Genomic DNA, 22,233 nt, shown 5'->3' on the forward strand with positions numbered 1-22,233 from the left:
TACTTTATCAGCTTTGCTGCTTTTGTCAATTTACCTAGGTTGAGCAATTACTAAAACAGTTTGTTACCCAGAAACTTGCCGAGTATTTCACTAACAATTCTCATTATGGAAATTTTGGCTTAATTTCACCCAAGCTAGCGAACTACAAGTCAAAATGAGAATTGCTGGTATTTCACTATATTGGTGGTGTTATCCCAAAAGTTTCGGTATAATTAGCGTGTATCGGGTAGATATACGGAAAGTTTCCGTATATCACATTAGTTTAGACATAAAACACTGCTTTTTAGCCCAACTAGGCCATTATGTATGCTCTCTATGTCCAATATTGAAAAAATATTGCCGTCGGTGCTACAAGCATCTCCATACGTAATTCTTGGTATTACTATTGCTTCAGGTATTTCTCTATTTGCTCCAATTTCAATATTAGAATCCCTCGGAATCGTGGATTTACTTGCCAATAATCGGAGTTGGATTGGAGGTACATTCCTTCTAAGCATCTCAATACTCCTAAGTATGATTATTGTAAACGGAATAAAACTAATAACGCCAGCTCTAATTAAGAATTGGAACGTTCGTCAATACAGAAAAGAATTATCTGTTCTGAGCCCTCCAGAGAAGCAGATTCTTGTGGAGTATATACGAAAGAATACGACAACGCTTCCCCAACGTATGCAGGATGGAGTAGTGGGTGGTCTAGTCGCAAAGAATATTTTATATTGGGCATCAAATATCGGGCATCCTGGATCGACGATGTTTGATTGCAACATTCAGCCATGGGTCTGGGAACGACTTCATCGTCGTCCAGAACTCGTAGATCTTGTTAAAGAATAATTTACAGATCTTTCTTCCTGTACTTTAGATTGAGGGCATCAGACTCTGCCAACGGTTTCTAGTTTTTGTTCAGTTCATTTCTGATTTTGTTGCTAAGTTTAAGTGGTGCCGTAGCTTTTGTCGCTGGAAGTGGGGGAATAATCGCAAAAAAAGTAATAGAAAAATTATGGTACTTCTAAGAAACAAACTTTTGCGTGAATGCTGAAACCTAATAAATTCATAACCTTTGTTTCTTTCATACTTCCCGCAGGCTTGCCTCCGATGGAGACTGGCGTTAAATAGCTATATGCTTCAGATGGCTTTACTATACATGTCTAACTACTGCATGCAGGCAGAACGGTGCGAAACGCTATCCTCACACTTCACTTATTCTGCTTCGCCGTCTGTTGATGCAAAACCCGTTATCAATTAAAGACCAGATATTAAGCTAGGTTTGATGGAACGATCGCCGATCGCATCACAAAGGATTAACTTGCTGAAGTTCTAATCCTCGTTCAAAAATTTGATCGATCGCCAGCATCTCTCCTTCTGTGGGCATAAACTTGTGATCCTTGGTGGCTTTGATGATCGAACCATCTTCTAGGGTGTATTCAAAGACCTCTTGCTGTCCGCGATCGTGCCACTGGGCGATCGCTTGGGTGTAGACAATGCCGTTAGGGTCAACGCTATAGACTTGGCAAGCGATCGCTATTCTGATTGGGCTATAATCACCTTAAGGATTTAAAAATCGGAAAGGAGTCACAACTATGGCAGTTCTGCAACCTCGCTATAGCAAAGAAGAATTTGCCCAACGTGGCGATCTCATTTACCAAACTCAAATCCGCCCACAAGTCGAGGCAGATAATCACGGGAAGATTGTGGCAATCGATCTTGAAACTGGAGATTTTGAACTAGATGCGCGTGAAATAGCTGCTTGCGATCGCCTTGAAGCCCGTCATCCAAATGCTCAAATCTGGATTGTTCGAGTTGGTTCTCGCCACGTTCGTCGATTTGGTGGACGAACGAAGAAATCTGTATGATTGCAGGAATCGTCAATGCAGATTTTGAGAAGACTAGATATTAAGCTAGATCTGGTTGAATGGAACGATCGCTGCGATCGCCTCACAAAGGATTAACTTGCTGAAGTTCCAATCTGCGCTCAAAAATTTCATCGATCACTACCATCTCTCCCTCGATAGTCATGAATTTGCGATCCTTGGTGGCTTTGATAAATGAAGGCTAATAAAGGCTTTTTAGTAAACTTCATCATGGCTGCCGATATCAATCAGCAGTATTTCTTCTACATCCGAATCTGAAGATTTCTTGAAATTGAAAACTATTCGACAGTCATACTCTATGCTACAAGCCCATGCACCAGATAATTTTCCTTTTAGCTTATGGGTTTTAAGCGAAGGATGAAATGGATCGACAACCAAGATTTCTAATCGTTCAACTATTTTGCCTTCCATCTCAGGTTCTCGGCGAATCAACGACTTGAAGGCTCGTTTGAACGAAGAGGTGAATACAAGAGTTCTCATCGTCTTAATTCTGCCATCACTTCAGCTAATGTGCCTCGGAATACTTGCCCCTGAGTATACTCTTCATTCGATCGAGCAATATTTAGAGCGATTTCATCTCTCCGCTTTTCGCGCAGCCGATGTCCAACCAAATCAAGTAGAGTAAACTTTTCGTCATCAGACATTTCTTCTACTAATTCAAGGATTTGATTAAAGCTATAGGTTTTCATCTTTGCCAAGACACATTAACACTACATGTATAAATCTAACACTACATTAGGGCACCTCTAAAAATTCAAAATAATTGAGAATACAGACGAAGCATCAAGGCTTTCAGGTTCTTTTTATTGAGAATAAGCCAATTAATAGAGGTGCCCATTAGCGTAAGAAGCCAAGAATTCCTGATTGACCCAGCGATCGCATCACAAAGGATTAACTTGCTGAAGTTCTAATCCTCGTTCAAAAATCTCATCGATCGCCAGCATCTCTCCCTCTGTAGTCATAAACTTGTGATCCCTGGTGGCTTTGATGATGGAGCCATCTTCTAGAGTGTATTCAAATATCTCTTGCTGTCCGCGATCGTGCCACTGGGCGATCGCTTGGGTGTAGACAATGCCGTTGGGGTCAACGCTATAGACTTGGCAAGCGATCGCTTCTTCCACGATTTTGCCAATCGGCATCCATCCATATTCCACAGTCAAGACGGGCGTATCATAGCTGAGGCAATATTCCGCAAAGAGAATCATCTGCTCGAATAAGTCCGTGGCAACCTTAGGCTTAATCCCATTTCTAGCCGCACCATCGAGAAACTTCTCTCTTTGCTTTTCCATTTCCGCTGGCTTCTTCTTTCCCATCGCTCTTCTAAGGAGATCGGCTTCCCCTAAGGTATATCCAGCCAAATCTTGAGCAATCTTCATGATTTGCTCTTGGAATACAAGAATGGAATAGGTTTCTTGTAAAATCGGCTCTAGATCGGGATGTGCGTATTCCATCTGTTCTCGACCGTGCTTGCGGTTGATAAACTTAGGAATCAGACCAGCATCCAGTGGGCCCGGACGATAGAGCGCTAGAATCGAAGAGATATCATCAATATTGGAAGGTTTTAAATCTTTCACAATTTGCTTCATGCCCGAAGATTCAAGCTGAAAGACACCCTCTAAGTCTCCTTTCGCCAATACGGCATAGGTTTTAGCATTGGCCTCCGTATTCTCATCGGGAATCATTTTATTGACATTAAAGCTAGGGTCTTTGGTTTGATTGATCCAATCGACCGTATGTTGAATCGTGGTAAGGTTCCGCAGTCCCAAAAAGTCCATTTTTAGCAGCCCCAAGGACTCCAAATCCTCCATGGGGTATTGGGTAATCACGGCTCCATCATTGTTCCTTTGCAGGGGAACGATCTCATCGAGAGGCATAGGCGAAATTACCACACCCGCCGCATGCACGCCCGAGCTTTTGTTCACACCTTCGATCCGCATTGCCATGTCTAGCCACTCAAACACCTTGGGGTCTTTGTCGTACCTCTCCTTAAAATCAGGGGCAGGGGTCTCATCGGAAATCATCACCTTGAGTTTCGTGGGCTTGCCTCTAGACACAGGAATCATTTTTGCCATGTCATCGGCTTCGCGATAGGGAACATTCAGCACTCTGCCCACATCTTTGAGCACCGCTTTGGAAGTGAGTCGGTTGAACGTAACAATCTGGGCGACGCGCTCTTCCCCATACTTCTTGGTAACGTATTCAATCATTTCGCCGCGATGATCGATACAGAAATCGGTGTCAATATCAGGCATGGACTTACGTTCGGGATTTAAAAATCGCTCAAACAGCAAGCCGTGATGGATCGGATCGATATTGGTGATGCCTAAAGCATAGGCGACGAGCGAACCTGCAGCGGAACCTCTTCCAGGCCCAACGGGAATATTCTTGTCTCTGGCATATTTAATGAAGTCCCACACAACTAGGAAGTAGGTAGAAAAGCCCATCTGCTGCATGATCTGGAGTTCGTAATGCAGGCGATCTTGATAGCTTTGGGGAATGTCGTTGCGATTTTGGGTGCGAAAGCGATTGAGAATCCCCTGCCATGTCACTTCCGTGAGATAGGTTTCCGCCGTATGCCCTGGGGGGACTTCATATTCCGCCGCACGAGGTTCGCTCATAACATCGTAGGATTTTACCTTAGCTGCAACTTCCAAGGTATTGGCGATCGCTTCTGCAATCACATCATCCTCTAGATGATCGCGAAACAACATCTTCATCTCATCCGCAGACTTGAGATATTCCGTGCCGCTATAGCGCAAACGCTTCTCATCTTCGATCAACTTACCTGTCTGAATGCAAAGGAGCGCATCGTGGGCATCCACGTCATGACAAGAGACAAAGTGCGAATCATTGGTGGCAACGACTTTAATCCCAAGTTCGCGACCGATCTTGACAATTTCCACATTCACGACCCGATCTTCGGGATAGCCGTGATCTTGAATTTCCAAATAATAATCTTCACCAAATTGCTCTTTATACCAAGTGGCAACTTCTCTAGCGATGTCAGGATGTCCTTGCAAAATCGCCTGTGGCACTTCTCCCGCCAAACATCCTGAGGTGACGATTAAGCCTTCTTTATACTGGGCTAAAACATCTTTATTGATGCAGGGACGCGCAAAGATACCCTTGCCTTGAAATCCTTTGAGATGCGAAATCGAAGTCAACTTCACTAGATTCTTATAACCAATCGTGTTTTTGGCAAGTACGACTTGGTGATATTTACGCTTTTTCTCCTGCTTGGTATAGTCCCCATTCAGCAGGTACATCTCATTCCCAATAATCGGTTTGATGCCTTTATTTCGGCAAGTTTTGATCAGTTCGATCGCCCCATACATCACTCCATGATCGGTTAACGCGATCGCTTCCATGCCCAAAGCCACGGCTTGATCGATCAGGTTAGGCAATTGACTCGCCCCATCTAATAAGCTGTATTCACTGTGAACATGGAGACCAACAAATGACGACATAGAATACCCTGTAGCAACGATAGAATTTAGAGAGAATTTAGCTGTTAGCTGTACGTGCGATTTCTTTAGCTTAGATTCGATCGGTGTCGATCCCCATCGCTTTGAGCATTTCAGCAAGCCGTTGGGCTTTTTGTTCTGCTTGTTGTTTTTCTAGATTGGCTCGATCGGCGATTCCTTGCAGGACGCGTCCCGCCGCTTCTGCCTGTTGTTTGGCAAGACGTTCTTGAGCCGCGATCGCTTCGGCTTGTTGCTGTGCCTGTTCGGCCTGCTTTTGGGCTAATTCGGCTTGGATAGCGATCGCCTCAGCCTGCTGTTGAGCCAACTCAGCTTGTAACCGAGCTTTCATCTCAAAAACAGCTCTTTCATCGCCTGTCAAAAGCAAATTCCCGTCTACATCCCAGAAACGCAACCAAGGCACAGGAGGTTGTTCCTTGCCAGGCAAGATACCAAGCTCAACACCCATCGGAGCGATCGGATAATGACCGCGTTCGTTAGGCTGCAACTTCTCATACCGTCCATCAACTAGATGATAAACCTCAACAGAAGCTTTCCTCACCTCGTAAATCGCATAAAAAGGGATGCAAATTGCTTGTTCGTAAACCCAGAACTTCCCAGCTTTCTTTTTCTTCCCTGTATTTACGTCAATCTCATCATTATCTGGAGGAGGTGAAGCATCTCTTTCTTCAGCTCCATTGCCAGAGACGAACTCAATCGCAATCAGCGGAATAACTGCCTCTTTCCACATTACATAGGAACGGCGATACTCTCCGTTCAGAAGTGGAGGGACATTCGGCACATAAAACCAGTCTGGAGCTTCTGCACCCTTTTCAGGTGGCTCGGTCAAAGTCCAATAAATACCACTATCCTGTCCAATACAGTAACGCCCATCAGGATGCAGTTTTTGTAAGATTGGCTCGATGGAACTTGTTAAAACAAGACTTTGTGGGTGTTCCTGAAAATTCTTCACAAAGGTTCCATCAGATTCGGGTAATTGCGTATGATCGGGTAGGTTAGTTTTGGATGTGTCAACAAGAGATGATGCTGGAGTGGTTGGCAACACAAGTGTTTGAATGGTTTCCATAGTAACTCCAAGAGATACAATGGCTTAACTTTAACATAACGAGCATAAGCTTTGACCTTCCCTCGTCGGCTTGACATGGAGGGTTAAGAGCTAATCGCTAATGGCTCAATACTAGTAGCTATTCATAAACTCGCCCCAACTCTACAGAACCCTTTGCGCCCGTAACGCTCGGTAAATTACCCGATCGCTTTTGCAACTTTAAATAGCCCAGCACCACAAAGGCGATCGCTTCTTTAAAATCAGCATTGACCCCCGCATCATCGGTACTCATCACCGCAGCAGGCGCAAGCAGATCGCGCAGACGCTCGACCAGATAGCGATTGCGGCAACCACCCCCACAGAGTAAAACCCGATCGGGAAACTTCGGTAAAAATTGACGATAGCTCAAGGCGATCACTCTGGCTGTAAATTCTGTCAGGGTTGCCAAAATGTCATAGTTTGAGAGTTGGGCTTGCTGACACTGTTCTAGACAGTGCTCCAGATAGCTGGGGCTAAATAGTTCGCGACCCGTGGATTTTGGCGGCGGCGTATGAAAAAATTCTTGTTGCAACCATGACTCAATTAAGGGCAAGTAAAAATTGCCTTGGCTCGCTAGTTGCCCGCCATCATCAAAGGGCAGGTTAAAGAGTTTCTGGGTTGCCATATCGATCAAGACATTTCCTGGGGCATTGTCGAACCCAAACACGAGATCCTGTGTCCCCGATGCTGGCAAATAGCAGACATTGCTAATGCCCCCAATATTTTGACAAGCCCTATTTTCTGTGGCATGGGTTAGCAACAACCAATCGAGCATGGGGACTAACGGTGCAGCATGACCGCCCCTCTCGATATCCGCCACCCGAAAATCACTAACGGTTTTTATGCCCGTCAATTCAGCAATTACCGCACCGCGCCCCAATTGCACCGAGTAGCCTAGGGTTGTCTTCCCACTTGCGTCAATTCCTAGCGGTGGGCGGTGAAACACGGTTTGCCCGTGCGAACCAATGAAATTTGGTTTGCGGTCTTTTGGCTGTGGATTTTGCTCGATTATGGCGATCGCTGCCTGCGCAAAGGCCACCGCAATCCTGTCATCTAATTCGCAAAACTGCGCGATCGCTCTGGGTTCCCCCGCACAGACTGCCAGAATCTCCGCTCTCAAATTCGGTTCGTAGTCGAACGTATGCCCCGCGATCAGACGAACTTGCAGCTTTTCATCCTGTTCTGTAATTTCGACTAAAGCCGCATCAATGCCATCTACCGATGTGCCACTGATTAAGCCAACCGCCAGCACTGAATTTTGCATTTTTTCACCAATATTTCATAAGTTGAAACCTAGGTAGCTCCAGACAGCAAGGTCTGATGGATCTGTTCCATACGAATACCAAGCTGTGAAACAGCCAAAAACCAAGTATCTCAAAAGAGATAGATTTCACCAAGCTGGGATCGCAAATATACCCAAACCAAGCAAAATATGAGCCTTTACCCCTGCTACATATACATTTCACATAGTTAAGTTTAGTTTTGTAAAGTTCTTGACGCTAATATAAACTGTAGGCGAAACTATCTACATAAAGTTCAAGCTCAAAACAGCATGGAAACTTTGGAATTTATCATTCACCCTGATGGCAGAGTTGAAGAGCGCGTGACTGGCATCATTGGCTCTAGTTGTGCCGCAGTTACAGCAGCGATCGAGGCAAAGCTGGGCGTTGTCGCTTCTCGCGAGCTCACGTCTGAGAATTTTGCCCAACAGCAGTTTCAAGCTCAAACAACTGCCAGAACGCAACTCAATCAGGTATCAGAGCCTTCTGAATCAGGCTTTAGTCAGTGGTAAATCATTTCAAAGTATGAGTCAAAGTAAGAACTTTTATTAAGATCGTCTAGATTTATTAAAAACCGAATTAACCAACTTAGTCGTCTAACTGAGGAATCCCCTATATGTCACATTTCAGCCAAGTTAAAACCCAAATTCGCACTCTTGAGCCACTTCAAAAAGCCCTCACCGATCTAGGTGTAAGCTGGAAATCTGGTGAATTACGTGGCTATCAGGGTGAAACCGCTACGGCTGAAGTCGTGATCGAGCAAGACAACGGCTATGACGTGGGCTTCCGCTGGAATGGCACAGAATACGAACTCGTTGCAGATATGCAATATTGGCAGCAACCTTGGACAGTTGAGAGCTTCTTAAGAAAAGTCACTCAAGGCTACGCCGTCCAAACCGTGATGACCGAATCAGAAAATCAAGGTTTTGCCCTCGCCGAGCAACAAGTCAGAGAAGATGGCTCAGTTCGCCTCGTTTTGCAGCGTTGGAATGGCTAATCCTCAAACCGATATCTACACAGGTTTTGAGCCCGAATTAGGCGGCGATCTGCGTCATGAAGATGCGGATCGCTCTGGTTTTGAGCCAGAACTCGGCGGTGCGCTTCGGCAAAATGCCGTTTATGTCGATGAGAGTGTCTGTATTGGTTGCGGTCACTGCGCTCATACGGCTCGGAATACCTTCTTTTTAGAAGAAAGCTATGGCAGAGCGCGGGTTGTCGCCCAAGATGGCGATGAAGAAGTAATTGTCCAAGAAGCGATCGATACTTGTCCTGTAGACTGTATTGCTTGGGTTAATTACACAGACCTAGCTGGTTTAGAAGCTGCCCGTAAAGAACAGGTTATCCAAAATCTCGGCATTATTGGTGATGGCTCCACCCTACGAGCTAGACACCGCAAGAGTCGCGAGCATAAAAAAAGTGACGGGGAGATTCACAACCATTCGTAAATAGCGTTTGGTACAACAATTCTGGTACAACCATCAAGAATTTTACGAGTTCTAAATCTACATTTAGGCAATTCTGCATTTAGGCGATGCTGCCACGCTTGCGAGCTTCTTTGTAAGAAGTGGAAACATTGCGCAGACCTGACTTGATCATTTGGTTTTCAAGAATTGCAAAGAACCGATGCCGATCGCTTCCCGTCACCACCGCCTGATTATGAGCTTCTGCCAGTGCTACAGGATAGCCATAGCCCTTTTGCACCTGTGCCAAAATCAGCGAAAGCGATCGCAGTCTGAGTTGTTCGTCTAAAGCTGTCCAAGCAGGCATTTCGATTCTTGCCACCTCAGAGCCGACATGAAGATAGCAGAAATAGATATCGTGGTCGCCATATTCCTGCAAGATCGGGGCGTGACTGTGCCAGAGGGGACTGCATTCTCCTGGTTGCAGCAGCCTGTTCCATAAGGTCGCATCTCGCAGGGGCTGAACTTGACTACAGGGCACATAATCTAAAAGCTTGTTGGCACAATGGGTAGCGCAATCGGGTTGAGCAAAGGTACAAGCCTGAAGGCGCAGAAAATTGATGGCTTCTACAGTGCGAGGCGAACTGATATAACTAGCGAGTGGAATACCTGCGTTTCGCAATCGTTCCCATGCAGAGAGAATGTCAGGTAGAATCTTGGCTCTGGCTTCTTTAGGGAGAGGATCGAGTTCCCAATGAATTAACGAACCATCGCTCAAAGCTAGGATGGGATAAACTTCATGGGTTGTTTCCGTTGGTGTCGGCAGTGAGACCTCAGCCAGTTCTGCAAGCGCGATCGCTTCGGCAACGGTACGCTTGAATGTCATCCATTCTTCTGTTTGAATGCCCCATTTTCTCGCACCATAGAGATCTTCAGGCTTGTAATAGACTTCAGGCACGCTATCCAATAAAGGATATGCTCCCGAACCATAGTGCAATGCCACACGACCGACATTAATCAAGTAGCAATAGGCAATCTCATGACGGCTAGGAGCAATCTGAGAACCATCCGTAGCCAGAACCGTATGGGGAGAAGCCATCGGTGGAATCACTCGAATTTCTTGCAAAGATTCCATGGGCTCCGCACAGTTAAAGGCGAGGCGATCGCTCCATTGTTGTCGGTTTTGGGTGAGTTGAGCTTGGTTTGCGATCGCGGATTGAAATAAGATTTCAGCCCGACTGAGCTTATCTGCAAGTTGCTTAGCTTCTTTTTGCAACTGTTCCGATATGCCCTGCATTTGCCCTGCTACTTTGAGTAAATTAAGCATAATGGTATACCCGATCCTGATAGAAGCGAAAGATTTGGGAGGAAGCCATGGCAACTATGATGATAGCTCCATGATAGATAATATGCGCTGGCTCAGACCCTATTTAAACAGAGTAGTCCCTCATCCCCCCTTCTCACGCCAATCCAAACACGGCCAAAATAAATGTGAACTCTAGGGCAACTTCCTTTAGGCTTTCGTAACGACCAGAGGCTCCCCCATGCCCGGCATCCATATTGGTTTTGAGCAAAAGCCAGTTGGTGTCTTGCTTTAAAGCGCGCAATTTAGCCGTCCATTTGGCAGGTTCCCAATAGGTAACGCGTGGGTCGTTGAGCCCTCCTGTAACCAACAGGTTAGGATATGCCTTAGATTGCACATTATCGTAGGGAGAATAGGAGCGGATATATTGATAGAACTCATACTGGTTAGGATTGCCCCATTCGTCATACTCAAGCTGAGTCAGGGGTAAAGACTCATCCAGCATTGTATTTAAAACATCGACAAAAGGCACGTCCGCAACTGCCGCCTTAAACAGATCGGGCTTGAGATTGATCGTTGCCCCAATCAGCAGACCACCCGCACTGCCACCCGAGATGGCGATATTGCCTTTGCTCGTGTATTTCTCTTGGGCGAGATGCTCGGCACAGGCGACGAAATCATAGAAAGTATTTTTCTTTTTAAGGAACTTGCCATCTTCGTACCACTGCCTTCCCATTTCCGAGCCGCCGCGAATATGTGCGATCGCAAACACAAAGCCCCGATCTAACAAACTCAATCGATTTGCAGAGAAATAAGCACTCATACTGGCGCCATAGGAACCATAGCCATAGAGATACAACGGATGCGAACCATCTCGCTCTAGCCCCTTGCGATAGACCAGAGAAATCGGCACTTGCACACCATCATGGGACGTGGCAAAAATTCTTTCAGAAGTATAAAGGCTGGAATCATAACCACCAGGCACTTCTTCTTGCTTTAAAATCGTCTTTGTTCGCGATCGCATGTCATAGTCGTAAACTGTCAGAGGTTGCACCATGGAGGTGTAAGCAAATCGGAAGATCGGGGTATCAAATTCGTAATTGCTCGAGCCTCCGATCGCATAGGTGGGGTCGTCAAATTCAATATAGTGAGCTTGGTGGTCTAATAGGGAAAGAATTTTGATTCTTTCTAATCCTTGTATGCGCTCGTAAATCACGAGGAAGTCTTTAAATTCCTCAATGCCTTCCAAATAGCAATCGGGGTCGTGGGAAATAAAGTCCTGCCAATGCTGCTTTTGGGGCTGGGTTACGGGAGTTTTAACAATCCGAAAGTTGGTGGCGCAATCGTTGGTGAGAATGTAGAAATTCCCCTGATGGTGCGTCACGCTATATTCGATACCCTTTTGACGCTTTTCAATTAATGTGAACTGAGCCTGCGGATCGTTCGCATCGAGAAAGTAGGCTTCACTAGTAATCTTGCCATCCATTTCTAAGAAAATATAGCGATCGTCGCGAGATTTTGAACAACCTACAAAAAACTGCGGATCTAGCTCTTCATACAGCAGCTCATCCTGCTCGAAAGGTTGACCGAGGTGGTGACGATAGAGACGATAGGGACGGGAATTCTCATCGAGAACGGTGTAGTAAAGGGTCTGATTATCATTCGCCCAAGCCGAACTGTAGTAGGTGTTGGGAATGCGATCGCTGAGCAATTCGCCCGTTTCTAGATTTTTAAATTGCAACAGATACTCCTCGGAGCCATCTGTATCGGTGGAATAGGCTAATAGCTGATGGTTGGGGCTAATATCAAAAGCACCAAGGCTAAAATAAGATTCACCCTCTGCTAACTGATTGGTATCGAGCAGAAGTTCTTCGTCATTTGTAAGGGAATCCTTTTTGCGGCAGTAGACGCGATATTGCTTGCCTGCAACTACCTTGGAATAGTAGTAATAATTGTCTGATTTCGCGGGAACCGTATTATCGTCTTCTTTAATCCGAGATTTTAATTCTTGAAAGAGGTTCTCGCGCAGTTCGGCATAGGGTGCGAGGGTTGCTTCGGTGAAATCATTCTCAGCATTGAGATAGGCAATCACCTCAGGATTCTCTTTATCGCGCAACCAAGCATAGTCATCGGTAATCTTGTCACCGTGAATCTCAAATTCATGCTGTTTTTTAGCAGCGATAGGAGCAGTAACCAAAGCAGTATCCGAAACAGGGAGTGAAGAGGTCATAGGGAATAGCAGTTAAATAAATTCCAGTTGTTAATTTGGGGCGAAGCATTCAGATGCTTGTTGAGATAGTGCCCCAGTGCCTATCCAGTTGGCATTTAAGGCAACCGATCTCGCCTAATTCTTAGTGAGCAAAGATATCATCGTAACCCAGCAAATCTAGATATACCAATGTAGGAATGTGGGCAAAACAAGCTTTGGCTAAGTCGTAGCGATGCTCTCTAATCAGCATATCAATCAGCTTTTTATAGACAGAAAGCAGATAACGCACATCGTTAGCAGCATACTTTAATTGTTGTTCTGATAGGGCATGAACGTTGCCCCAGTCTGAAGATTGTGCTTCTTTATCTAGCTCGATTTGCTCTAATTCTTTTACCAATTCCTTAAGCCCATGCTTGCCTGTATAGGTGCGTGCCAGTTTGCTGGCAATTTTAGTACAGAAAATTGGATGGGTGGCAATTCCCAAATGGGACTCTAGCATACCCACGTCAAAACGGGCAAAGTGAAACACCTTGACGACTTCCGATGCCTCAAAGAGTAGCTTTAAGTGAGGCGCTGACTTGATGCCCTGACCAATTCGCACTAAGCTTACCCGATCGCTCTGGTCGCATATTTGCACTAAACACAGGCGATCGCGTCGTGGGATTAACCCCATCGTCTCTGTATCTACAGCGATCGCGTCGCATTTAAGATAATAGTTGAGTGTCTCTAGGTCTATATCGTTGTCAAAAACTTGAAAATCCTTGATCTGCATGAAGTTTGTGGAAATAGGGTACGGGTGAGGTCAGGACTTAGGCGAATCATTAACGCGCCCACCTTAGCAATAGTAGCAAAATCATTATGGTAGACAAACTCAGCAAAAAACAGTACTCCCCTCACCTGTTTGACGTTACTCAAGACATCATTGGCACCTTGCCGCTGAAATTAGTCGAGCAATGGCTCACCAGCCAGCAAACCCACAAAGATGCGTTGCAATTGCTTAACTCCTATAAAATCAGAGGTTACAGCGTATCGTCCGACTCTGTGGGGCTAACGAAACTTAGCCAGCAAAAAGGCTTGTTAGAAATTTTGGCAATGATTAACCAGCCCAAAAAAATTGTGCATGGATTTGGTAAAGCCATTGGTGGTGAAAGCGTGGGAATTTGGGCGGCCGATAACACGCAAATGTTTTACCCTGACTCTGTGAGCGCTGCCACGCTTATTTCTACACTTTTGACCGTCCAAGATGAAATCGAGCGAAATTGCCAAACTAAAATTGGGCTGGGCGCTCACTATGGGGAGTTTTACTCTATCTATGGTGGTTTGTATGGCATTGAAGCGGATGCGATCGAAGAAATTGCTGAGAATAATACCGAAGGTAACGAAATTGTCATCAGTCAAGCAATTTACGATCGCTTACCCTCAAACCACGGCTTCATCGTCGAGAAACGTAGCGACTTAACCACTGAAATTGGAAATATTTATCGCGTATTAGATGGAACCCGACTTTCTGATTTACAGCCGTTAAATCAGCGATATCCAATTCCTTACTCCGAAAGTTTTTATGCTGATTTGGTTGCCTATGAAACGCGACTAGACGACCAAGATCTTGCGCACTATTTAGCAGAGAAGTATTTACAGAAAAAAGTAGTTGTCCTAATCGAGCGCGAAACGAAAGAAATGGAAATCCATGAGATTTCGATGTTTAATCAGTTGTCCTTCTCAGCCCTGATGAAAGATATTGGACTGCGGCTACTTCCCTTAGATATTGCTGCTGAGATCAAGGTAGTTAGCTCTATAGGAATTTATGTTTTTGATGAGGCTCTCGCTGCTGTTGATTTTGCCAAAACATTTCGTCACGAACTTTCTCAACAGGATATCGCTTGCCGCATTGGCATCGATCTAGGTGCAGTTTTAATTTTCAATCTGGCTACTGGAGGAAAGGATATTGCGGGGATGCCCGTTAATGTAGCTTCCAAAATGGCTCAGGACAAGGGAAAGTTTGGCAAATTATATCTGAGCGCGGCAATGAAAGAATTTGTGGATGTGAGCGAATTTACAGAAGTTAAGTACACTGTCTCTGGAGTAGAAATGACTGCCTATGAGGGGTAGGTTTTGTCGCAACCCTAAAGCCCGTGACTGAGAAGGTTAGAAGCAAAGAGCACTGAAATGGATACGCCGTAGAACTTGAAAATAAAACCACCAATTTTGTAAATGTTCATTGCCTTTTCCTCTGAATATCACTGACCTATGAGTTCAATGTATTCGAGAAAAGCAAGTCGTTAAGTGTTTCGAGTCATTTTAGCTTTGTGATCGCGATCGCTGATTTTGGCACAGGTACAAAAAGGTTATGGCTATCCTGTAGCCTTGGCAGAAGCTCGCAATCAGTTGGTAGTGACGGGAAGCGATCGGCATCGGTTCTTTACTCTGCTCGGAAAAAAGACGATCGAGGTAGGACTGCGAAATGTTTCTACCTCTTACAAGGAAGCTCGCAAGCGGGGAAGCATTGCTTAAGAACAAGGTAAATAATTGCTACAATCTTTATGTATGGAGCTAGGTCGTCTTGGAGGGAGTTCCCGATGGTACAAGCACAATCTGAAACAATTACACTACAGCAGTTTTTATCCCAACCTGAAACAAAACCTGCGAGTGAGTTTATTGATGGTCGGGTGATTCAAAAAAATATGCCGCAAGGGAAACATAGTAAGTTGCAAGCAGAACTTGTTTTTTTGCTTAACACGATATTGAAGCCAAAAGCGATCGCTTTGGCTTTTCCAGAACTGCGGTGTACGTTTGGTGGGCGCTCTATCGTGCCTGATGTTGCGGTTTTTATTTGGGAACAAATTCCTAGTGACGAAAACGGAGAAATCTCTAATTCTTTCTATCTTGCCCCAGATTGGACAATTGAGATTCTTTCTCCCGACCAGAGTCAAGCAAAAGTCACAAAGAATATTCTGCATTGCTTAAAGCACGGAACTCAGATGGGCTGGCTAATCGATCCCGATGAAAAAGCAGTGTTTATCTATCGTCCCAAGCAAGAAATTGAGGTATTAGACGAGCCTGAGACAGTTCTTCCCGTACCACAATTTGCCAGCGATCTAAACTTGGCGATCGCAGATTTATTTGCCTATTTGCGGAAGTAAAACCGAGAGTCTAGCCTTGGCTTTTTAGAAAAATTATTGCGATTATTCTCAATAGCACTACTTCGTTTTGGCTTTGCGATCGCGATCGCAGATAGAGAACACGATGACTGAATGAGGCGTTGTGATAGCCTGTGGACATTATTTATGGTTGTTCCCAAGGCAATTTGTCATAATCACCCTCCCAAGCAAATCTCAAACGATTTTTGTAGACACCTTGATAATTAAAAAGATGCAAAAGGACAAGTTCTAGATACCATAAACTCAATCGCCATGTTTCTATTCTCACGCTTACATGATGTATTTCATCGTTGCGTTTAAGATGAGTTACTTTATTGCGAACCTCTGTAATTGCTTTAGGAAGACTAATATTTTTGTCTGTAGTAAATTTCAGTAAATTTTCGAGTGAATCTAATTTACTTGGCATATCAGTACACTTTAGAGGAAGTCTTGCCTTCTCAAAAAGTTTTTCTAGTTTTTTGGCTGCATCATTATTAAATATACCAATCCAATGCTGATATAAAAGCTCAAGAGAAGAATGTGCAAAAATGATCGAGCCTTCAATCCCTCCAGCCTGAAGGTTGCTTTCAACATACCAATGAATAGCTAGCTTAAGAGGTTGCTGCCAGTCTTGATCGTTCCAAAGAGTCATAAATCCGACAAAAGCTTCAGTCAAATTTTGAGGTTCTTGAATTGGGAACCAAGATGATACATTTCTATATGAGGATGCTACATGAGAACTCCACTGTTGCCATATGGGATTATTGTCAGAATCAAAGCCAGTTGGCAGTATAGGAGCTACCCATAGTCCCGCAGAAAATGATAGAAAGTAGCTTAAACTACTTAATACATCTAGGGCTTGTTCAGCAGTAAAGATCTGATTGTCAATCCGTTCAAGCTTTGCCACATGAGTAATAGCGTATCCTCCCTCATTTTCTAAAGAGTTAGTCAATTGGTCAAATGCTTTTTGCTCCAATGAATCAATGGTTACTTTCCACCCATTTGCTTGCAGTAAGAGTCTACCAAACCAGATTACTGAGGAGTTTTGAATTATGTCTCCTCTATAGCCATAGAAATTTGTGATATGAAAAATTAAATAGGAAATATTTTGGCTGGAGGCATTAGCAACAGGTTCATTCAGAAAACCAGAGATATACGTTTTTTGACTCACTACTGAAGAAGAATCAGTTGAAGAAGTAGCAGTAGCTTTACAGGAAATTTTTAAATGACTTAGCTCCAGATAATGCTCTTTTGTAAGATCAAATGTAATGAGATTATCGCAATTGAAAGAATATTTGAGCCTTATTCTTGGAAACCAAGCGAGCTTTATACTACCAGTACCCTGAGCAATTATATCTCGCTCTGGTGAATCGCTGAGGATCTTCATCTTACCTTCATAGAGAGTGAATGGTTGATTTATCTCCTCAGTTACATAAATTGGAGTTAGCGACTGAGCATGAATATTCATCACCTTTTTTCGCTCTATTTGCTAGGACATTCAGTTACGGCTTTTTGAATCCAAGGGCTGATTTCTTGGCTAAAAGCAGTGAAGGAAGGTTTAAAATATTGCGATTTGAGGGGTTGATGGTCGGGGTGTTCCGCGCCAATTTCTTTGACGACCTGTGCTAAGTTTGCGATCGCTTTCACATAGCCCGATCGCACTGATTGCAACACTGGGTTTGAGAGTTTCACATTCTCAAGATCCTGCACAGAAACATTGAGAATTTCTACCATCTGATCGGCATTTTTAAAATTTGAGGCTTTCACCAAGGTCTGAAGCGAAGTTTGCAGAACTTTGCACTCTTCCGCCGTATCCGCAGAGAGAGTTGTTTGGGCATAACTGGGGTTAATGGAGATACCTAGGGCGATCGCGAAGGTCAAAACAACGGCAAAAAAAGCAGAAAAGAATTGGTTTAGAAATTTCATAGAAGGATTAAGAGTAGATTGTCAAGAATTAATGAATTAGGCAAGGAAATTAAATAGTAGCGTACAGATCCCCGACTTTTTTTGCGACTAACAAAAGCGATCTGTAAATTGCAAAGAAAAAGTCGGGGATCTAATAAACCGATCGGAATCAAGCACTAAAATATCGGGCTTCAGGATGGTAGGCAATCAGAGCCGTTGTCGATTCTTCAGGGCTGAGCTGTTCGCTTTCATCCATCAACATGCCAATCCGACTGGCATCGAGTAAATCGAGCAACTTGTACTGATCCTGCATATTCGGACAGGCGGGATAGCCAAAACTATAGCGAGAACCGCGATAGCGCTGGGCAAGCACATCACGAATATTATCAGGATCTTCCGCACCAAAGCCTAACTCTCGGCGAATTCTCGCGTGCGTCCACTCTGCCAAAGCTTCCGCCATTTGCACTGCCATGCCGTGGAAATACAAATAGTCCGTGTACTGATTGGATGTAAAGAGACTCTGGGCGAATTCCCTCGCTTTATGTCCCATCGTTACAGCTTGCAGGGGCATCACATCGATCGCACCTGTAGATTTGTCAGCATAAAAGTCTGCAATACAGAGGCGACGCAGCGATCGCTGTCTGGGGAATTTAAACGAAGCGATCGGCTGAAGATTTTGGTGCGCCCCTTGCTGCGAATGGGTTTGGGCTTCCTTGAAGTCATAGAAATAAACGTGATTGCCATCGGCTTGCACGGGGAAGTAGCCATAAACCAGCGCAGGCTCCAACAAATTCTCATTAAGAATGCGTTGTTTCCAAGTTTCTAAAACGGGATAGACTTTCTCAGCAAGGAAAGCATCATATTCCTCTCGCGATTGCTCTTGGGGCTTGCGGAATTGCCACTGCCCAGCAATTAGAGCTTGCAGATCGAGATACCAAAACACCTCTTCCAAAGGAATTTCCGCCGCCGTGAGAATCTGCGTTCCCCAGAATGGGGGTGTGGGACGGGGAATATCTAAAGCGATCGCTTCAGAACGATTCGTATCTTCGGGAATTTCCTCCTTGAGTTTAGGAGCAACTTCGGCAATTTCTTCACGCTCCTGTGCCTTGGGGAGAGATTTATGTCCATTCCCATCTAAAAATCCTTGGTGATGCTCCCATTTGCCTGCGGCTTTGGCTGGCATATATTCATCCATGAAGTGCAGATCGGAGAAGGCATCCTTGCCATAGACGACTTGACCTTGATAGGCATTTTGGCAATCCTCATAGACAAACTTGGGCGTTAGTGCTGCGCCACCGAGAATCACTGGAACGGCAATTCCTTTTTGATTGAAGGTTGCGAGGTTCTCTTTCATAAAGGCAGTGGATTTCACCAATAAGCCGCTCATGGCGATGCAATCAGCCTGATGCTCCTCATAGGCAGCAATGATATTATCCACAGACTGCTTAATGCCGATATTCACGACCTTGTAACCATTGTTCGAGAGAATGATATCGACGAGGTTCTTACCGATGTCATGCACATCACCCTTGACCGTGGCAATTATCACTACCCCTTTATTAGAGCCTTCCACCTTCTCCATAAACTTCTCTAGATGGGCGACCGCCGCCTTCATCGTCTCCGCTGATTGCAGCACAAAGGGCAATTGCATCTGTCCCGAACCAAACAGATCGCCCACCACCTTCATGCCATCCAAGAGGAAGTTGTTGATGATATCGAGGGGAGCGTAGAGTTTCCGCGCTTCATCTAGGCGTTCTTCTAAATTGACGCGATCGCCATCGATGATATGCCGTTTTAATCGCTCTTCGATCGGTAAGTTGACATCTTCGCTCTTGTCGCGTTTGGTCGTGACTCCCTCAAATAGCGTGGTGAATTCGCCCAAGGGGTCATAGGTGCAGATATCGCCATCAAATTGGCGTTCGTCATAAACCAACTGTCGGGCGACCTCTAATTCTTTAGGTGCGATGCGACTGAGAGGCAAAATCTTGCTGGCATTGACGATCGCGGCATCCATTCCCGCTTTTTGCGCCTCGTGCAGAAATACGGAATTTAGTACCACCCGTGAGGCGGGATTCAAGCCAAACGAGATATTCGAGACACCGAGAATGATGTGACACTCTGGCATTGCCTCTTTGATTCTGCGGTTGGCTGCGATCGTCTCCGCCGCATTGCGCCGATCTTCGGCAATCCCTGTAGAAATTGGCAAGGCTAGGGTATCAAAAAAGATTTCATAGGGTGGAATGCCATACTCTTGGGTTGCCTTTTCATAGGCGCGTTTGGCAATGGCAAACTTGCGATCGGCCGTCCGCGCCATGCCTTCTTCATCAATTGTACCGATCACCACGCCTGCCCCGTAGGTCTTGGCAAGTTCTAGCACCTTACAAAAACGAGGTTCGCCATCTTCATAGTTGGTGGAATTCAACAAACACTTGCCGCCCGCCAGTTTCAAGCCCGCTTCCATCTTCTCCCATTCCGTCGAGTCCAGCATCAGGGGAATCGTCACATTCGTGACCAGTCGAGATACCAACTCGTGCATATCGCGCACGCCATCGCGTCCCACATAATCGACGTTGACATCGAGAATATGTGCGCCTTCTTTAACCTGCGATCGCGCTAGGGCAACCAATCCATCCCAGTCCTCGGCATTCAAGAGATCGCGACATTTTTTAGAACCACTCGCATTCAATCGCTCTCCCACAATCAAGAAAGAATTATCTTGTTCGTAGGTTTGAGAACTGTAAATCGACGCTGCCGAAGGTGCGTAGTGATTCTGCCGTTGTTTGGGTTTAAATTCTGCCGCTAGAGAGGCAAGTTCTTGGATGTGGTCGGGTCTCGTACCGCAACATCCCCCAATCACCTGCACGCCTAGATCTTCGACGAAATGCTTGAGATGTTCTCTGAGATCAGTCGGAGTAAGTTTGTAATGGGCTTTCCCTCCCACATTCTCAGGTAAACCCGCATTGGGAATACAGGACACGACAAAGGGGGAATGCTCTGCCAAATAGCGAATATGCTCGGTCATTTTGTCAGGGCCCGTGGCACAGTTCAGACCCAAGACATCTATTTTATAGGGTTCCAAAATCGTTAGAACCGCACTGATATCCGTACCTACGAGCATCGTTCCCGTTGTTTCCATCGTCACCGATACAACCAGAGGTAGCCTTTCGCCTCGTCGTTGGAATACTTCCTCGATCGCATTGAGTGCAATCTTGATCTGAAGCATATCCTGACAGGTTTCCACAATCAGCAGGTCTACGCCACCATCGCAAAGCCCCTCGATCTGCTCGATAAAGGACTGCTTCATCGTCTCGAAATCAATGTGCAAGAGCGTAGGAAGCTTGGTTGTCGGCCCAATCGAACCTGCGACAAAACGAGGCTTCTCAGGAGTAGAAAATTCGGCTGTGACAGATTTTGCTAATTCTGCGGCTTTTTTGCTCAGTTCGTATGCCCGATCCGCCAAGTCATACTCAGCCAACACGATCGACGTACCGCCAAAGGTATCGGTCTCGATCACATCAGCCCCCGCCGCCAAAAAGTCCCGATGCACCTTCGCCACAGCAGCAGGATTGGTGATCACCAGATATTCATTGCACCCCTCATACTCCGCCCCACCAAAGTCCTCTGCTGTGAGGTTTTGGGTTTGCAGATTTGTTCCCATTGCCCCATCAAATACAAGTACGGGGCGATCGCTGCTATGAAGACGTTCCAGAAACAGGTTACTCATGGTGACAGTATGCAAGGTAGTAGGTAAGCAAAAAGCGTGAAATCGCTGAGTTTCATTATATATTTTGATATGTTTTATTTGGTGAAATCAATAATTTGGCGGATTTTGGAATTTAAACCTTGATTTTCATATTCGTAAAAACAGCAATAAGACTGGCTGGATAGGAGCTAACAGGATGGCAACATTAGTACGAATCTCACAAATTGAGACTTTGCCTGGGCAGAGCACAATTTTGCATGACATCGATTGGCAGCAATTTGAGGCGATTCTAGAAGATTTAGGAGAAAAACGCGCGGCAAGGGTTGCTTATTTTGACGGAGTTTTGGAGATTGAGATGCCTTTACCCGAACACGAAAAAGTCAAGGTACTTATAGGAGACTTTATTAAAGCGCTCCTCGATGAGATGGAAGTTGACTTTGAGCCTTTTGGCTCTTCGACATTCAAGCATATGGATAAACAAGCAGGCTTAGAACCTGATGACTGTTTCTACATCCAAAACAATGTCGTCATGCGCGGAGCTAGAAAATTAGATTTATCCATCGATCCTCCTCTAGATTTGGCGATCGAGGTCGATGTGACTTCCAAAACGAAACTTGAGGTTTATCAAGCGATCGCTGTCCCCGAACTTTGGATCTATCTAGACCGTAGCTTAAAGATTTACCTGCTTTGTAATGGTGAATATATTGAGTCTTCCTTAAGTCCAACCTTTGGCACTCTTCCCGTCCGTGAGGTAATTCCACAATTTATAGAGCGCACGTTTCAAGAAGGTCGAGGTGCAGCATTTCGAGCATTTCGGGCTTGGGCGAAACAAAATTTGGCAAAATTGTAGATTGTGATAGAG

The 22,233-nt window shown here is 45.1% G+C and carries 20 protein-coding genes and 2 pseudogenes; 10 read left to right on the top strand and 12 right to left on the bottom strand.

Annotation, left to right across the window (positions count from 1 at the left end; translation table 11 throughout):
* Positions 1–315 precede the first annotated feature (315 nt).
* Complete coding sequence (locus V2H45_RS15480; protein ID WP_330484556.1) at positions 316–831, top strand: superinfection exclusion B family protein; 516 nt, start codon at positions 316–318, stop codon at positions 829–831.
* Positions 832–1,288: 457 nt separating this feature from the next.
* On the opposite strand, the pseudogene V2H45_RS25640 reads toward V2H45_RS15480, so the two are convergent.
* Positions 1,289–1,516 (bottom strand): annotated as a pseudogene (locus V2H45_RS25640) (hypothetical protein); the annotation flags it as partial.
* Positions 1,517–1,577: 61 nt separating this feature from the next.
* On the opposite strand from V2H45_RS25640, the gene V2H45_RS15490 reads away from it, so the two are divergent.
* Entirely contained in the window at positions 1,578–1,850 is a 273-nt protein-coding gene (locus V2H45_RS15490) for a hypothetical protein (RefSeq protein ID WP_330484558.1), read from the top strand.
* A 55-nt stretch (positions 1,851–1,905) separates the two neighbouring features.
* Positions 1,906–2,046, top strand: coding sequence for a hypothetical protein (locus V2H45_RS15495; RefSeq protein WP_330484559.1), 141 nt, complete (start codon positions 1,906–1,908; stop codon positions 2,044–2,046).
* A 17-nt stretch (positions 2,047–2,063) separates the two neighbouring features.
* On the opposite strand, the gene V2H45_RS15500 is transcribed toward V2H45_RS15495, so the two are convergent.
* From V2H45_RS15500 to V2H45_RS15520, 5 genes are all read right to left on the bottom strand, one after another.
* The gene (locus V2H45_RS15500; protein WP_330484560.1) at positions 2,064–2,348 is read right to left on the bottom strand and encodes a type II toxin-antitoxin system RelE/ParE family toxin; all 285 of its coding nucleotides are present in this window, start codon (positions 2,346–2,348) and stop codon (positions 2,064–2,066) included.
* A complete protein-coding gene (locus V2H45_RS15505; RefSeq protein ID WP_330484561.1) occupies positions 2,345–2,566 on the bottom strand; it encodes a hypothetical protein in 222 nt (73 codons plus the stop codon). The genes V2H45_RS15500 and V2H45_RS15505 overlap by 4 nt, the downstream gene beginning before the upstream one ends.
* A 183-nt stretch (positions 2,567–2,749) precedes the next feature.
* Positions 2,750–5,335 carry a DNA polymerase III subunit alpha gene (locus V2H45_RS15510; RefSeq protein ID WP_330484562.1) on the bottom strand — a complete coding sequence of 862 codons (2,586 nt, stop codon included), beginning with the start codon at positions 5,333–5,335 and terminating at the stop codon, positions 2,750–2,752.
* Between the two features lie 70 nt (positions 5,336–5,405).
* On the bottom strand, positions 5,406–6,416 hold the full coding sequence (locus V2H45_RS15515; protein WP_330484563.1) for a Uma2 family endonuclease: 1,011 nt from the start codon (positions 6,414–6,416) through the stop codon (positions 5,406–5,408).
* Between the two features lie 118 nt (positions 6,417–6,534).
* Entirely contained in the window at positions 6,535–7,698 is a 1,164-nt protein-coding gene (locus V2H45_RS15520) for an anhydro-N-acetylmuramic acid kinase (RefSeq protein ID WP_330484564.1), read from the bottom strand.
* Between the two features lie 288 nt (positions 7,699–7,986).
* Here V2H45_RS15520 and V2H45_RS15525 point away from each other — a divergent pair, with 288 nt between their 5' ends.
* From V2H45_RS15525 to V2H45_RS15535, 3 genes are all read left to right on the top strand, one after another.
* Positions 7,987–8,226, top strand: a complete 240-nt coding sequence (locus V2H45_RS15525) for a DUF2997 domain-containing protein (protein WP_330484565.1) — start codon at positions 7,987–7,989, stop codon at positions 8,224–8,226.
* Positions 8,227–8,330: 104 nt separating this feature from the next.
* Positions 8,331–8,711 (top strand): DUF1257 domain-containing protein, encoded by a 381-nt coding sequence (locus tag V2H45_RS15530; RefSeq protein ID WP_330484566.1) that lies wholly within the window; start codon positions 8,331–8,333, stop codon positions 8,709–8,711.
* Entirely contained in the window at positions 8,704–9,159 is a 456-nt protein-coding gene (locus tag V2H45_RS15535; protein WP_330484567.1) for a ferredoxin, read from the top strand. The genes V2H45_RS15530 and V2H45_RS15535 overlap by 8 nt, the downstream gene beginning before the upstream one ends.
* 79 nt (positions 9,160–9,238) lie before the next feature.
* Here the strand turns inward: V2H45_RS15535 and V2H45_RS15540 are convergent, their stop codons facing one another.
* The 3 genes from V2H45_RS15540 to V2H45_RS15550 all read right to left on the bottom strand — a co-directional run bounded on the left by V2H45_RS15540 (position 9,239) and on the right by V2H45_RS15550 (position 13,398).
* The gene (locus V2H45_RS15540; protein ID WP_330484568.1) at positions 9,239–10,441 is read right to left on the bottom strand and encodes a DNA double-strand break repair nuclease NurA; all 1,203 of its coding nucleotides are present in this window, start codon (positions 10,439–10,441) and stop codon (positions 9,239–9,241) included.
* 133 nt (positions 10,442–10,574) lie between these two features.
* Complete coding sequence (locus V2H45_RS15545; protein ID WP_330484569.1) at positions 10,575–12,647, bottom strand: S9 family peptidase; 2,073 nt, start codon at positions 12,645–12,647, stop codon at positions 10,575–10,577.
* 121 nt (positions 12,648–12,768) lie between these two features.
* Complete coding sequence (locus V2H45_RS15550; RefSeq protein ID WP_330484570.1) at positions 12,769–13,398, bottom strand: ribonuclease D; 630 nt, start codon at positions 13,396–13,398, stop codon at positions 12,769–12,771.
* Positions 13,399–13,484: 86 nt separating this feature from the next.
* Here V2H45_RS15550 and V2H45_RS15555 point away from each other — a divergent pair, with 86 nt between their 5' ends.
* From V2H45_RS15555 to V2H45_RS15565, 3 genes and pseudogenes are all read left to right on the top strand, one after another.
* A complete protein-coding gene (locus V2H45_RS15555; RefSeq protein WP_330484571.1) occupies positions 13,485–14,735 on the top strand; it encodes a nucleotidyl cyclase domain-containing protein in 1,251 nt (416 codons plus the stop codon).
* A gap of 207 nt (positions 14,736–14,942) precedes the next feature.
* Positions 14,943–15,137: pseudogene (locus tag V2H45_RS15560) on the top strand (DNA double-strand break repair nuclease NurA); the annotation flags it as partial.
* Between the two features lie 65 nt (positions 15,138–15,202).
* Complete coding sequence (locus V2H45_RS15565; protein WP_330484573.1) at positions 15,203–15,766, top strand: Uma2 family endonuclease; 564 nt, start codon at positions 15,203–15,205, stop codon at positions 15,764–15,766.
* A 142-nt stretch (positions 15,767–15,908) separates the two neighbouring features.
* Here V2H45_RS15565 and V2H45_RS15570 read toward each other — a convergent pair whose 3' ends face one another.
* The 3 genes from V2H45_RS15570 to metH all read right to left on the bottom strand — a co-directional run bounded on the left by V2H45_RS15570 (position 15,909) and on the right by metH (position 21,392).
* Entirely contained in the window at positions 15,909–17,231 is a 1,323-nt protein-coding gene (locus tag V2H45_RS15570; protein WP_330484574.1) for a hypothetical protein, read from the bottom strand.
* Between the two features lie 14 nt (positions 17,232–17,245).
* The gene (locus V2H45_RS15575) at positions 17,246–17,689 is read right to left on the bottom strand and encodes a hypothetical protein (protein WP_330484575.1); all 444 of its coding nucleotides are present in this window, start codon (positions 17,687–17,689) and stop codon (positions 17,246–17,248) included.
* A gap of 148 nt (positions 17,690–17,837) precedes the next feature.
* Positions 17,838–21,392, bottom strand: a complete 3,555-nt coding sequence (gene metH, locus V2H45_RS15580; protein ID WP_330484576.1) for a methionine synthase — start codon at positions 21,390–21,392, stop codon at positions 17,838–17,840.
* A 175-nt stretch (positions 21,393–21,567) separates the two neighbouring features.
* Here metH and V2H45_RS15585 point away from each other — a divergent pair, with 175 nt between their 5' ends.
* Positions 21,568–22,221: a Uma2 family endonuclease gene (locus tag V2H45_RS15585; protein ID WP_330484577.1), complete on the top strand. Its 654-nt coding sequence runs from the start codon at positions 21,568–21,570 to the stop codon at positions 22,219–22,221.
* The last annotated feature ends 12 nt before the right edge of the window (positions 22,222–22,233 follow it).

This window comes from Tumidithrix elongata BACA0141 (assembly GCF_036349135.1).
GTDB classification, from domain to species: Bacteria; Cyanobacteriota; Cyanobacteriia; order Pseudanabaenales; family Pseudanabaenaceae; genus Tumidithrix; species Tumidithrix elongata.